Origin of the sequence: Novipirellula sp. (assembly GCF_041583735.1) — a bacterium.
GTDB lineage: Bacteria > Planctomycetota > Planctomycetia > Pirellulales > Pirellulaceae > Novipirellula.
In genome coordinates this window covers 1-13,504 of record NZ_JBFHFD010000196.1, presented here as the reverse complement: position 1 = coordinate 13,504, position 13,504 = coordinate 1, and the positions used below count along the sequence as shown (strand labels likewise).

Annotated in this window: 9 protein-coding genes; 6 read left to right on the top strand and 3 right to left on the bottom strand. The window is 56.1% G+C overall.

Annotation, left to right across the window (positions count from 1 at the left end; translation table 11 throughout):
* Nucleotides 1–27: 27 nt before the first annotated feature.
* The 3 genes from ABX962_RS15865 to ABX962_RS15855 all read right to left on the bottom strand — a co-directional run bounded on the left by ABX962_RS15865 (nucleotide 28) and on the right by ABX962_RS15855 (nucleotide 5,607).
* Nucleotides 28–1,533, bottom strand: a complete 1,506-nt coding sequence (locus tag ABX962_RS15865) for a sulfatase (RefSeq protein WP_372721034.1) — start codon at nucleotides 1,531–1,533, stop codon at nucleotides 28–30.
* A 283-nt stretch (nucleotides 1,534–1,816) separates the two neighbouring features.
* Nucleotides 1,817–3,241: a DUF1501 domain-containing protein gene (locus tag ABX962_RS15860; RefSeq protein WP_372721033.1), complete on the bottom strand. Its 1,425-nt coding sequence runs from the start codon at nucleotides 3,239–3,241 to the stop codon at nucleotides 1,817–1,819.
* 5 nt (nucleotides 3,242–3,246) lie between these two features.
* On the bottom strand, nucleotides 3,247–5,607 hold the full coding sequence (locus ABX962_RS15855; RefSeq protein WP_372721032.1) for a DUF1553 domain-containing protein: 2,361 nt from the start codon (nucleotides 5,605–5,607) through the stop codon (nucleotides 3,247–3,249).
* A gap of 276 nt (nucleotides 5,608–5,883) precedes the next feature.
* Between ABX962_RS15855 and ABX962_RS15850 the strand changes: the two genes are divergently transcribed.
* From ABX962_RS15850 to ABX962_RS15825, 6 genes are all read left to right on the top strand, one after another.
* Nucleotides 5,884–7,188, top strand: coding sequence for an aldose 1-epimerase family protein (locus tag ABX962_RS15850; protein ID WP_372721031.1), 1,305 nt, complete (start codon nucleotides 5,884–5,886; stop codon nucleotides 7,186–7,188).
* Nucleotides 7,189–7,301: 113 nt separating this feature from the next.
* Nucleotides 7,302–7,991: a (2Fe-2S)-binding protein gene (locus tag ABX962_RS15845; RefSeq protein ID WP_372721030.1), complete on the top strand. Its 690-nt coding sequence runs from the start codon at nucleotides 7,302–7,304 to the stop codon at nucleotides 7,989–7,991.
* A complete protein-coding gene (locus ABX962_RS15840) occupies nucleotides 7,988–9,037 on the top strand; it encodes a xanthine dehydrogenase family protein subunit M (RefSeq protein WP_372721029.1) in 1,050 nt (349 codons plus the stop codon). Before ABX962_RS15845 ends, ABX962_RS15840 begins: the two co-directional genes overlap by 4 nt.
* Nucleotides 9,034–11,271 carry a xanthine dehydrogenase family protein molybdopterin-binding subunit gene (locus tag ABX962_RS15835; RefSeq protein ID WP_372721028.1) on the top strand — a complete coding sequence of 746 codons (2,238 nt, stop codon included), beginning with the start codon at nucleotides 9,034–9,036 and terminating at the stop codon, nucleotides 11,269–11,271. The genes ABX962_RS15840 and ABX962_RS15835 overlap by 4 nt, the downstream gene beginning before the upstream one ends.
* A complete protein-coding gene (locus ABX962_RS15830) occupies nucleotides 11,268–12,422 on the top strand; it encodes an XdhC family protein (RefSeq protein ID WP_372721027.1) in 1,155 nt (384 codons plus the stop codon). The genes ABX962_RS15835 and ABX962_RS15830 overlap by 4 nt, the downstream gene beginning before the upstream one ends.
* The gene (locus ABX962_RS15825; protein WP_372721026.1) at nucleotides 12,419–13,033 is read left to right on the top strand and encodes an NTP transferase domain-containing protein; all 615 of its coding nucleotides are present in this window, start codon (nucleotides 12,419–12,421) and stop codon (nucleotides 13,031–13,033) included. Before ABX962_RS15830 ends, ABX962_RS15825 begins: the two co-directional genes overlap by 4 nt.
* Nucleotides 13,034–13,504: the final 471 nt, after the last annotated feature.

Here is a 13,504-nt window from a genome sequence, read left to right as displayed (position 1 = left end):
GACGCTCTTACTTGCACCACACCGAACTTAGCGGATCGACTCTTCGGGTAAGCCGGATTGGATGCCTTCGTCAATCGGCATGCTGTCGGGTTTGCCATCGCCACTGGCGGCGATTAATCGATCAAGCTCGGCCCGCAACGTTCTGACTGTCCCCGCATGTTCCGCGACGTTGATCAGATTCGTGTCTTCTTCGGGGTCGACCGATAAATCGTACAGTTCCGCCATGTGACGATCAGGCGACCCATCACCATGCGGGTAGCGAATGTATTTCCAGCGGTCCGTTCGCAGTGCCCGAACATTCGGTGTGTAAGGAAACTGACTTTCATAGTTGTATTCATAATACAAACTGGTACGCCATCCCGACGTGTCGCCTTGCGCCAAACGTTTCCAACTTGATCCGTGTACCTTCTCTAAAGGTTCGGCGTGACAGACATCCAGAATCGTGGGTGCAAAATCAATCGTCGCGGTTAGCTGCGGAATCACGCGAGGCTGTTTGGTTAGCCCCGGGTAACGGACCACCAACGGAATCCGGATCGAAGGTTCGTGACCGGTCCGTTTGTCGACCATCCCATGTTCACCCTCCAATAACCCGTTGTCCGAGGTAAAGATCACCAGCGTGTTGTCGAGCTCGCCACGCTCTTCGAGAAACTGATACAAACGTCCGACGCTGTCGTCGACTGACAATAGCGTTCCCCAATAAGCACGGACCATGCGAGCAAAATCCTTCACTGCCTCGGGGCTTTTGTCGGGAAACTGTTTTCGCCAATCGAATAGCGGTCCATAGATTCCGTGCCAAGTATCGAGTCGCTTTCGAAACCACGCCGGCTTGTCACTCAAATTGAATGCACTCTTGGGATACTGCACATCCACATCGTCAAACGTCTTTTGATACTTTTCCTCCGGGAAGTAGAAGCTGTGCGGTGCCTTGTGGCCGACCATCATCAACCAAGGCTTGTCCGAGTCGCGGTCTCCGATCCAGTCCGTCGCCATGTCGGTCACGACGGTGGTGTAGTAGCCTTTGACGACGCGGCGGTCGTTGCCATTGAAATTGAACTCGGTGTCAAAATAGCTGCCTTGACCTTTATGAGTCACGAAATGATCAAACCCGGGCCGCGGCATGTCATTCCCTTCCCCCATATGCCATTTGCCGACGTAGGCGGTCTCGTAGCCCGTGTCCTGCAAACGTAGCGGAAAGCTGGTCATGTCCGACGGGTATTCGGTGAAGTTATTCGTAACACCATGGGTGTGAGCGTAAAGCCCACTCAGGATCGAAGCACGACTGGGCGAACAGAGGCTGGTGGTGCAAAAATGGTTTTTGAACAGCAATCCCTCGTCGGCCAAGCGGTCGATATTTGGCGTTTTCAGATGAGGGTGCCCCATACAACTGAGTGCGTCATAGCGTTGATCATCGGTCAAGATGAACAGCACGTTGGGTCGTTTGGGTTCCGCCGCGTCTTTCGCATCGCTGCGGACGGCGGTCAGTAGGGTCAGTGCAATAATGGGAACGGCGACGAGAATACGAAGCAAGGTCACGATAAGCTTTCGCTGAAAAGGGGAATCGGGGGAGTGTGTTGGGGAAGCGTCTATTGTAGTCGCACGGGGTGGATGCATCATCCGGGCGAATTACCCGGGCCAAATCTTGAGTTCGCGAGCGAGGAGAACCGTCGCTCGAGCGTGTTGCTGTCTTCGCAGGTGCCGGGGTTTTTCGTGGTGGGATCTTTAGCAAGATCCACTACGGAGGGCGAGTTGGACGCTGTTATTGCGGCGGACCAAAAACCGATTCTGGGGTCTGCTGCTTGCCTTTTCTATCCGCGATTTAGGCGATAATGTCCTTCATCACTTTTCCGTGCACGTCGGTCAAACGGTAGTCACGCCCGCTGTAGCGGTACGTCAACCGCTCGTGGTCCAGTCCCATCAAGTGCAAGACCGTCGCGTGCAAGTCGTGGACGTGCACGCGATCTTCGATGGCGGTCAGCCCAAATTCGTCGGTCGAACCATAACTGATTCCGCCTTTCACGCCGCCGCCTGCCATCCAAGTGGTGAAGCCGTAGTGATCATGATCGCGGCCCTTCTGGCCTTCGGAGGTCGGGGCGCGGCCAAATTCACCTCCCCAAATCAGCAACGTCTCTTCAAACAGCCCACGCTGTTTCAAATCCTTGATCAGCGCTGCGATCCCTTGATCACATGCCACCGCGAGGGCTCGATGACCGTCGACGATATTGCCGTGCCCGGTGTCCCAAGCAATATCGTAACCGTCGATTGAATGAGAGAGCTGGACGGTGCGGACACCGCGTTCGATCAACCGCCGCGCCAACAGGCAACCTTTCGCATATTCGCTGTCGCCGTACATTTCGAGCGTTTGCTTCGATTCCTGGCTTGTATCAAACGCATCCGGAACGGCGAACTGCATGCGAAACGCCATCTCCATCGTCTGGATGCTCGCTTCGAGCTGCTGGTCTTGTCGCTGACGCTCCAAATCGATTTGGTTTAACCGTGTCAGCAAATCGGCCTGCTGACGCTGGCCCGCTTTGGGCAACCAACCGTTTTTTAGATCGTCCAAAATGCGATCAGGCTGCATTTCGTGAATGTTGACGTAGGTGCCGGTATAGGCGCCTGGCAAAAACGCATTGCCCCAATTCGCCAGTTTGTTTCGCGGCTGAGCCCGGGGACTCATCGCCACAAACCCCGGCAAATCTTGATTCTCGGTTCCCAAACCATAAACCAACCACGATCCCATACTGGGGCGACTCGGTTGCAGATGACCGGCGTTCATCATCATCATCGCGCCGGCATGTTCGGGAATGTCGGTATGCATCGAATGAATGAAACAAATGTCGTCAACGCACTGGGCAACGTGCGGAAAAATCTCGCTAACATGTTTGCCGCATTGACCGTACTGTTTGAACGAGTACGGCGACGGCATCAGCCCCATTTTGGTATTACGCAATGATTTTCGATCGACCATGGCCGGTCGCTGCCCCGCGAACTTCGCGAGCTGCGGCTTGTAATCAAACGTATCCACCTGAGACGGGCCACCCGGCATGAACAACTGAATCACATGCTTGGCCTTAGGGGCAAAGTGCGGCAATTTCGGTGATAGCGGCGAAGCGGACACGGCCGATCCCGATGCCGCTTCCGCCTGGGCGACCACACTTGCCAACGCCATCGAGCCAAACCCCGCGCCCATTTTGCGAAGCGCGTCGCGACGGCTCAGAACGGGCATCGGATCATAGTGAAACATCTTCATTACCTCACAAACATGAATTCATTGGAACTCAGCAGGACCTGAGCGTAGCGATCCCAACGCGACAGCGGATTCGCATCCTCGGGACTGGAAAGAAACTGAAGCCCGAGCTGTAATTCCATCGGCTCGGGACTGCGACAGTACAACAAATCGTAAGCGTGCTCGATCCTTGCCGCGTCGGATTCACTTGCAGTCGCCAGCAACGCCACCAGCGATTTCGCTCGCTCGACCATAAAGCGGCTATTCATCAAAAACAGATACTGCTGTGGCACAATGCTGCTGGGCCGCTGAGCCACCGTTGCCCGCATCAGCGGAAAATCAAATCGACGCAGGAAACGATCCGACTCAAACACGTCGCCGTTGCGGCTGACTTTGGCAAACAGCGTTCGGCGTTTGTTTTCCGTGACATTTGGCAACGAGGGACCGCCCAGCGACGTATCGAGCTCACCGGTCACCGCCAATAGCGAATCACGCCACGCTTCGACATCCATTCGCCGGGGACTCATTCGCCACAGAAATCGATTGTCGCCGTCGGCTTTAAATGATTGCTCGTCAAACGTGCTACTGAGCTGGTAGGTGGCCGAATTCATGATTTGTCGATGAAGCGATTTGAGTGACCAACCGCCCGCGACAAATTCACTGGCCATCCAATCCAGTAACTCAGGATGCGTCGGAGATTCACCGAGCGTGCCAAAGTTACTGGGCGTGCGAACCAACCCCGCACCAAAATGATGCATCCATACGCGATTGACAAAAACGCGAACCGTTAAAGGGTTTTCGGGATCAACGATCGCATCGGCAAGGCCCGCGCGTCCGCTGCCGCTGGTGAATCGATCCGGTTCTTTGCCCGACAACAGCCGCAAAACACGACGCGGTGCGACGTCACCGGTTCGGCGAAGATTGCCTCGCAATGCGACTTTCATATCGCCGTTACCCGTGTCGTGTAACGTATGCGCAATTTCGTAGCCGGGGGGAGCGTTCTGTTTTAAATCCGCTAGTTTCGTCTGCCACTCGCCCAATTGCGATTGCTCTTCGGCGGTCGCATCACGTTTATCATCTTTGATTTTTTTATTGAGCTGGTTGAGCTGTTTTTGCAGCTCGTTGACTTTGCGTTGGTGAGCGTCAAAACGCTTGACCACGTCGCCGGATGCGAGCGGCATGTCCCGCACCGCCGTGTTATTGAAAACCCCGGCGAGCGAATAGTAATCTTGCTGAGGAATCGGATCGAATTTGTGGTCATGACAACGGGCACAAGCTCCGGTGATTCCCAGTAAGCCTCGCGTGAGCGTATCGACGCGGTCGTCCAGCGTTTCGCCTTTGGCCTGAGCAACGCTGTCGGGATCGCCACCGTCGGATCGATAGGTTGGGCCAAGTGCAAAGAACCCCGTCGCGATTGCTTCGGAATGGCCGCCGTTTTGATCACCCGCGATTTGCAAACGAATGAACTCGTTGATTGGCAAATCTTGATTGAGGGCGTCCACGACCCAGTCGCGATAACGCCATGCAGCATTGAGCGGTTTGTTGTCCAGAAAACCGCCCAGCCCGTCGCTGTAACGAGCAACGTCCAACCAATGGCGGCTCCAACGTTGGCCGTACATCGGCGAAGCGAGCAGTTCGTCGACCAGCGACTCGACCGCGTCTTGCCGATCCATCGCCGACGTCGCAACAAACGACTGCACTTGTTCTGGCGTAGGCGGAACGCCAATCAGATCGATGTAAATGCGGCGGACTAGAATTTCGGGTTCTGCGATCGCCACCGCATCGAGCCCCGCCGCGGTCCGACGTGCGACAACAAAGTTATCAATCGGATTGACCACGAGGACAGGGTCCACCGCAGGAATTTCCGGCCGCTGCACAGGCTGCCACGCCCAATGGCTCTGCCGAGCGGACTCCCAATCAAAAGAGGACCAATCGGTCCCGGTCGCGATTGGGACTCCCGGCGATGAAGTGACTTGAGGCCAAGGAGCTCCCATTTCGACCCATCGCGTTAACGCATCAATTTGCCGCTGCTCTAGTTTACGGTCCGGCGGCATCTCGCTCGCTTCGTAGTTCACTGATTGGATCAGCAAACTTTCGGAGGGCTTGCCTGGCACCACCGCGGCTCCCGATTCGCCGCCTCGCAAAATCCCTTCACGTGAATCGACGTACAAGCCGGCCTCCAACTCAGGTGCATCGGTGCTGTGACAATCGAAACAGTGCTGGACCAACAGCGGTCGGATCTGCGTTTCGAAAAATTCGATCTGTTCGGGTGCAAACGATGGGGGACCATCGACAATCTCGGCCGCATCGAGCGGGACAACCAGCGACAGCCCGCTGAACAGCAAGCCATGCAATAGCGCAAGAATCGACGGTAAAAAACGCATCAAACAGGTTCAAAGGTGGGAAGGGAGGGCGAGCGTGGGTGGGCGTGAGGCGGCGATGCGACCAGGCGTGCATATTTGCTTGCAGAGGGTCGTTGTCCGCCAAAGGCCTGTCCCTCATCATAACCGAGCGACACGACTTCGGCGTGGATTTTCGCAGCATCAACAGAATTGTCGCAAACTTGCCAATGTCCCGCAACGTTTTGCCGACCGTGGAGGCGAATTCGATTACGCTGGACCCCAAAATACTCCATAGACTGCACAAAGGCGAGCTGTCCCATGTTCCATCGTTTCCATTTCGTCCTCGCGGTGCTCGCATGCAGTGGTGCGGCCACGGTGGGATTGGCCCAAGACAACAGCGGCGGTGATCACGTGATCGTTCTAACTGACACTGAAACGAACACGCGAACCGAGAATTTTCGAATCACATCCAAAGACTTCGCTGACGTGTCGCCGCAGAACTCACCTGCATGGTTAGTTGAAAAAACAACACTGCACGGAGGCAAACAAGAGGGCTGCGAACTGGTCACGATCGATAATGGTGTCCTGGAAATCGTCGTGGTTCCGACGCGAGGCATGAGTGTGTTGCGAGTCACCAAAAAAGCGAACTCGAATGAACCTGATTCCACAGCCATGCGGTTTGGTTGGGACTCGCCCGTCAAAGAGGTGGTTCATCCGCAATACATCAATCTCGAAAGCCGAGGCGGACTCGGATGGTTGGAAGGATTCAACGAGTGGATGGTCCGCTGCGGATTGGAATATGCGGGACATCCGGGCAAGGACGTGTTCACCAACAACGTGGGCGACAAAGTCGAGATGGATCTGACGCTGCACGGCAAGATCGGAAACATTCCCGCGTCAAAAGTCACCGTCACGGTCGATCGTGAAGCTCCTCATCGTATTCGGCTGCAAGGCATCGTTAACGAGCGAATGTTCTACGGTCCGAAACTCGAGTTAATCACCGAGATCTCAACCGTTCCAGGCGAGTCCACACTGCGGATCACCGACACGTTGGTCAATCACGGTGCCGACGAGCAAGAATTCCAGCTGATCTATCACACCAATTTTGGCACGCCGCTGTTAGAGAAAAACGCTCGCACCGTGGTCGCAGCCGAGAAGATCGAACCGATGAACGACAACGCCGCGAAGTCAATCGACCATTTTGCAAGCTACCAGGCTCCGACCAAAGGATTCATCGAAGAAGTCTATTTGGTGTACCCGATCGCGGATGCGAGCGGGCGAACTCAAGCGATGCTGGTCAACGCCGCCGGAGACCAAGCAGCCTCGATCGCATGGAATACGTCGCAACTGCCTTACCTGACGATTTGGAAGAACACCGCGGCCGAGGCGGATGGTTACGTGACCGGAATCGAACCAGGCACCGGATTCCCTTTCAACCGCAACATCGAGCGTCATTTCGGCCGCGTGCCCAAACTTGCCCCCGGCCAATCACGCCGTTTTGAATTGGATTACGGGTTCCACAGCGGCGCCGAAGCGGTGAACAAATTGGAAGCCGAAATCCGAACATTGCAGACGGCCCCGGGGGTGCTGGAAGAGAAATCGCCCACGCTGCCGTCGCCGTAGCCGGCAATCCGCTGGAACGCCGAGAGAGACCGCCAAGCAAGATATTGGCGCGTAACTTGCTTCGCTGGGGACGCCACTTGAAGCTCTTATCTCAATCGGCACCGGATCCTGCTATGCCCGATCGCATTGAAGTCAAACGCCGCGAATTTCTTAAGAATGTTGGAGTGGCGTCGGCTACTTCGGTGGTCCTCAGCGAAGCGAACGCGGCAGTGGCCGCTGAGAAGCCAACCGATGCCGATGTGACCGCCAATCGACCAACTGTCACTATTCAGTTCAAGCTGAACGGTAAATCCAAAAAAGTTACGATCGACGCTCGCACCACGCTGGTGGACCTGCTTCGCGAGGACCTGCAGCACTTCGGAACAAAGAAGGGCTGCGATCATGGAGCTTGTGGCGCGTGCACGGTTCACATCAATGGCCGTCGCGTACTGTCCTGCCTAACCTTGGCTGCCACGGTCGACCAAACCGAGATCAAGACGATCGAAGGAGTGGCCAGCGGCGAAAATCTGCATCCAATCCAACAAGCTTTCTTGCGCTGCGATGCCTATCAGTGCGGTTATTGCACGCCGGGCCAAATCATGTCGGGCATCGCTTGTGTCGACGAAGGCCATGCGGCTGGATCAAGCGAGGAGACCCGCGAATGGATGAGCGGAAATCTGTGCCGCTGTAGTGCCTATCCCAACATCCTGGCGGCCGTCCGCCAAGTCGCCGGAAGTGAACCGGAAAGCGATCCCGCCTCCGGCGTTGTCGTGATTTCGGATTCTTCCTCATCGGACTCTTCCACATCGAAGGAGCAGTCATGATTCCATTCCAGTTCGAGCGTCCTGGTTCCATTGCTGAAGCGGGACGACAACTGCAAGCCGAGGGAACAATGCTGCTCGGTGGCGGCACGACGTTGCTCGACTTGATGAAACTCAATGTGCTGACGCCTTCTCGGCTTAGCTTCGTCAAGCCGCTGTTAGACGACAGCGTCTCGGTGCAACAATCGAAACTTGTTATCGGGGCCGGTTGCACCATGAGCCAGCTTGCCGACGACGAGGCTGTCAAAGACTCACTCGCGGCAGTGCGTCAATCGCTGATTTTGGCGGCGTCGCCCCAAATCCGAAACATGGCCACGCTCGGAGGCAATCTGATGCAGCGAACACGCTGTACCTATTTCCGTCATCCCGACATGCCGCTCAATCCCGAGGGAGACGCGGAATTGAAGTTTGACACGCCCGGGGTCGAGACCTCGATGATGGCGGTCCTCGGCAATCACGGCCGGCTTGTCGGCGTCTACCCCGGTGACTTTGCCGTCACCTTGGTCGCCTTCGCAGGCCAAGTGCGAGTAACGGGTCGCGAGGGCGACCGAACGATCGATGCAAGGTCTTTCTACCATCTGCCAAACAACACGGAATTCCAGTATTCAACTGCACTGGATCGCGGCGAAGTGATTACCACGATTGAACTGCCGATTTCAGCCACCCTGCGAAACAGCATCTACTTAAAAGTCCGCGAGCGTAGCAGCTATGCATTTGCGTTGGCCAGCGCGTCGGTCGGTATCGAACTTGACGGCGATGGAAGCTCGGCAACGATCAAATCGGCCAATGTTGGTCTTGGAGGATTGGGTTCGATTCCCTGGCATAGCCCCGAAGCGGAAAACGCGTTAATCGGTCAACCTGCCACGGACAACACCTTCGAGCAAGCGGCCGACGCCGCGCTGGCCAACGCGAACCCGCCACCAGGAACACAATACAAAGTCCAGCTCGCTAAAAGGACGCTTGTTCGAGCCTTAAAAATCCTCCGCGACCACGGACCACTTAACGATCAAGAACTTTGGGCAATGCAACACGGACGAGGTGTGCAGTGACGAATTATACGAGCTTAGATTTGCAGGGTCCGGTTGGAAAACCACTTGTCCGAGTCAGCGGCCGCGAGAAAGTCACGGGCACGGCCACGTTCACGGCCGAGTGGCCAATCGAAAACATGTTGCACGTCGTCGCGGTTCCGTCGACGATCCCGCACGGGACGGTTCGCGAGATTGACTCAAGCGACGCAGAAAAGATGTCCGGAGTGCGGCTGGTCATCACGCCCGAAAATGTGCCTAAGTTTACGCGGGTCCAATCCGGCTCGGAAACCAATTTTGCCACCACGGTGGCTTCATCGCTGTTTCCTGCCGCCGAGAAAGAGGTGTTTCATGCGGGGCAATACATGGCCGCCGTCGTTGCGGAATCATTCACCGCGGCGCGTGATGCGGCGCTACAAGTGAAATTAAAATACGAAACCAAACCGCACGTCACGGATATCGATCAAGCGCAAGCGGACGAACGTCCAGAAAAACTGATGGGGGCGCCGGCGGTGATCACCATCGGTGATGCGGAACAGGCATTGCAAGAAAGTGAGGTGGTGGTTGATCACGAATATCCATTGATTGGCAACCATCACAATCCAATCGAAATGCATGCTGCGATCGCGCACTGGACCACCCAAAACAACAAGCCGTTCTTGACCGTTTACGAAACCTCGCAAAGTTTGTCGGCGGCACAAACGAGTTACGCCAAAGTATTCGGCATTGATCCAAAGCAAGTTCGCGTGATCTGCAAATACGTCGGCGGTGCATTTGGATCCAAGGGCTTGATGTGGCCTCACGCGTTGCTCGCATGTTTCGCAGCGAAACTGACGGACCAGCCCTGCAAGTGCGTCGTCACACGAAGTCAACTGTATGGCGGAACAGGTCATCGCACGCCAATCCGCCAGCGTGTAGCGATCGGGGCAAACAAGGATGGAAAAATTCATTCGATCATTCACGATGGCTATGCTTCCACCGCGATCAAAGACACGTACAGCGAAGCCTTCACGATGGTGACGCGGATGATGTACCACACAGACCATTTGCGGCTGGACCAGAAACAATGTCGTCTGAACTCGCAAATGCCAACATTCATGCGAGCGCCCGCAGAGACGCCTGGAATGTTTGCCCTGGAATCGGCGATCGACGAACTGGCCCAAGAACTGAAAATCGATCCGATTGAACTGCGTCGCCGCAACGAACCCGAAAAGGATATCCACTCGGGTAAACCATTTAGCAGTCGCTTGCTTCTGCAGTGCTTGGATGCGGGGGCGAAGCGTTTCGGATGGAACGATCGCGATCGTGCCCCTCGCAGCCAAAGCGAGGGCAACTGGTTGATTGGACAAGGAGTCGCGGCGGCCACTTATCCTTACTTTACCTTTCCAACCAAAGTTCGCGTGACGGTGCATGCGGACGGTCGTGTCAGAATTGACTGCTGCTCGCAAGAGATCGGCACGGGAACCCGAACCGCCCAGAGCCAGTTGCTTGCCGATATGCTGGACGTGCCTGCATCGCGAGTTTCGATGGAGCTTGGCGATACCTTGTTACCCAAAGGCGGCATCTCGGGCGGCAGCGCGACCACCGCAAGCGTCGGTGGTGCGATTCGTGATGCGGTCGAAAAGCTGAAAAGTCGATTGATGGGACTCGCCCCATCGGATTCGGCGTTGTCCGGCGTCAAAGTCGAGGAGGTTCGTTTTGAAAATGGAACGTTGGTCAGCCCAAAGGGATCAATCGCAATCGAAGATCTGCTCTCCGACGCGATGAAGGAATCAGTCAGCGTGATGGGGGAACTGAAAGCGTCAAAGGACTCCGCCTTCTCGAAGCATTCGTTCGGGGCAACGTTTGTCGAAGTCGCTGTCGATGAAGAGCTTGGCTTGGTACGAATGCGGCGAATGCTGGGGTGTTACTCCTGCGGCACCATTTTGAATAAGAAAACGGGACGCAGCCAGTTTATCGGTGGAATGATTATGGGAATTGGTCATGCGTTGCAGGAAGCGACTCACTGGGACCATCGCCTGGGACGCATCACGAACGACAATCTGGCCGAGTACCATATCCCGGTCAACGCCGACATTCCCGAAATTGACATCATGTGGATTGATACTGCCGATTACGATGCCTCGCCGATCGGAGCGAAAGGGATCGGCGAAATCTCGATCACCGGTGTCGCCGCTGCGGTTGCGAACGCCGTGCACCACGCCACGGGCAAACGAATCCGCAGTCTTCCCATTACCCCCGAAAAGGTGATGGTTTGAATACGCGTCATCTTATTCAACTTGCCCGTGATGCGATCGAAGAAGAGCAATCGTGCGTTCTATGCACCGTGGTTCGACTTGACGGCAGCGGGTATGGACGTCCTGGTGCGAGACTGCTGTTGACGGAATCGGGCCAGCGATGTGGATTTGTCAGCGGAGGATGCCTCGAGAAAGATCTCTGTCGACGTGTCTGGTCAGCGACCCAATCCGGGCCGCGATTGCTCGCGTTTGACACTCGTGGTAATTCGGTCACTGCGACGCGTTACAACACCGGTTGCGAGGGTGTCGTGTACGTGTTGTGCCAACGCGTGACAGCGGATGACACCATCGCCATCGATGTGCTTGATTGTGTTGAAGAAGACGGATTGATCGCGAGGCTGTTGACCATTTACCGCAGCAATAGTGCCGAGTACGTCGTGGGCGACATGTGGGTCGAAATGGCGGACCAACGTTTTGTTTCACGTCCTGGATTGACAATCGACAGCGAATGCGAGCGAGAATGGCTCGGATCGCACCGCAACCGAGTACTGGTGTATCGAGACCGCAACGGCAATGAAGTTGAAACCGCCGTCGAAATCCTGCGTCCGCCTCGTGAATTGGTGGTGTTTGGCGCCGGCGACGACGCCATTCCGTTGGTCCGCGCCGCGGCCCAGCTCGGTTGGCGTGTTACCGTGATCGGCAAACGTGCGGAACTTGCCCACCGAGACCGCTTTGCAAACCTTGTCTCCGATGGCCGGATCGACGTGCGTTGCAATGACCCCGCAGAGGAGTGCGAGCGATTAAGCATTCACATGCGAACGGATATCGTCGTGATGACTCACGATTTCGAAGGCGATGTCAAACTGTTGCCAAAACTGCTTGATTCTCAAAGTCGATACATTGGTTTACTTGGTCCCAAACGTCGACTTGCGGGCTTGGTCCAACGGCTTTACGAACAAGGACGCGTACTCAGCGAAACCGAGATTGATCGCATCCGCAGCCCCATCGGTTTGGACATCGGTGCGGTCTCACCCGAAGAGATCTCGATCTCGATCGTGGCTGAATTGATCGCAATCGAAAGTGAACGTGACGGCGGCATTTTGCATCGTCGCAACCAACCGCTGCACGAACCGGCTGAACTCGTGCGACTCGCCACAGTGACGTCGCCGTGAAGCATGCAATCATTCTTGCCGCAGGCGGCTCAACACGCTTGGGCCACCCGAAACAGCTTATCCGCTGGGGTGATGGCAACCTGCTAACGCATGTGATTCAAACAATCGCCGCGGCCGGAGTCGAGCAAATCGCCGTGGTCGTCGGTGCTCATCAAGATGCCATTATCGCCAGTGTGAACATGGATGAATATCCGCTGGTTCGCTGGCTGCGCAACGCAGATTGGCGCGACGGACAATCGACCAGCTTGCGTTTGGCGATTCACGAACTGCAGTCTCAATGGAGCGAACATGACGCGATTCTGATCGCGTTGTGCGACCAACCCGCGATTGAACCCGAACACTACGCCGCCTTGATCGACACCGTCATAAGCGGCGACTTTGCCAGTTCCGCCACGCGGTATCCCTCGGGGGCTGGCGTGCCGGCATGCTTTAGCGCCGCCACCTTGCGCTCGCTGGAACTTCACGGAGATCAAGGTGCCAAAAACTGGCTCCGCACTCAGCCACGGGGCAAGGTGCATCTGCTGCAGTGCCCCGCCGCGGCTTGTGACATCGATTCGCCGCAAGATGAAATCCAGTTGCGTCGGCATTCCCTCCGTAGCGGACAAGACTAACGATCCCCCGTGACGGACTTTTGATACGTTCCACGACGCTCGCTAGTGGCTGCACACCCCAAGTCCGACTTGTGAACCGTCACCCGCCCCGAGGCCTGAGCCCCCCATTTTTACGCCCCTTTGAATGTGAGCCGGACGCTGCGAATCCGGCATGTCCCGTTGCCGCTAGGGCACTAAGAAGTTACCTTTTCTGCATGACCACTCCCCCTTAGCACGAATGCCGACGGCGAACCGCTGCAATGCAGTGCGAACATCGCCGTCCGATTGTCACCTTACTCGACAGTCACTCTCGAACGCTGTGCTTCTTCTTCCGTGTCCTTTCGCCTGATCGGACCTGCCTGCTTTACCGCTCGACCAGGAAGTGAGGGACGACGCCACAAGTGGCTCTCCACGAAACGCCTGTCATCTACGATCCAAGTTCCATTATGAGCACTCTGCCTACCCGCCCCGCCACCGCCGCCAAATCAGCTT

What these genes read in the sequence shown, in the direction of transcription:
- ABX962_RS15860 (WP_372721033.1), bottom strand. Translation starts at nt 3,241, where the DNA reads ATGTTTCACTATGATCCGATGCCCGTTCTGAGCCGTCGCGACGCGCTT.
- ABX962_RS15855 (WP_372721032.1), bottom strand. Translation starts at nt 5,607, where the DNA reads ATGCGTTTTTTACCGTCGATTCTTGCGCTATTGCATGGCTTGCTGTTC.
- ABX962_RS15850 (WP_372721031.1), top strand. Translation starts at nt 5,884, where the DNA reads ATGTTCCATCGTTTCCATTTCGTCCTCGCGGTGCTCGCATGCAGTGGT.
- ABX962_RS15845 (WP_372721030.1), top strand. Translation starts at nt 7,302, where the DNA reads ATGCCCGATCGCATTGAAGTCAAACGCCGCGAATTTCTTAAGAATGTT.
- ABX962_RS15840 (WP_372721029.1), top strand. Translation starts at nt 7,988, where the DNA reads ATGATTCCATTCCAGTTCGAGCGTCCTGGTTCCATTGCTGAAGCGGGA.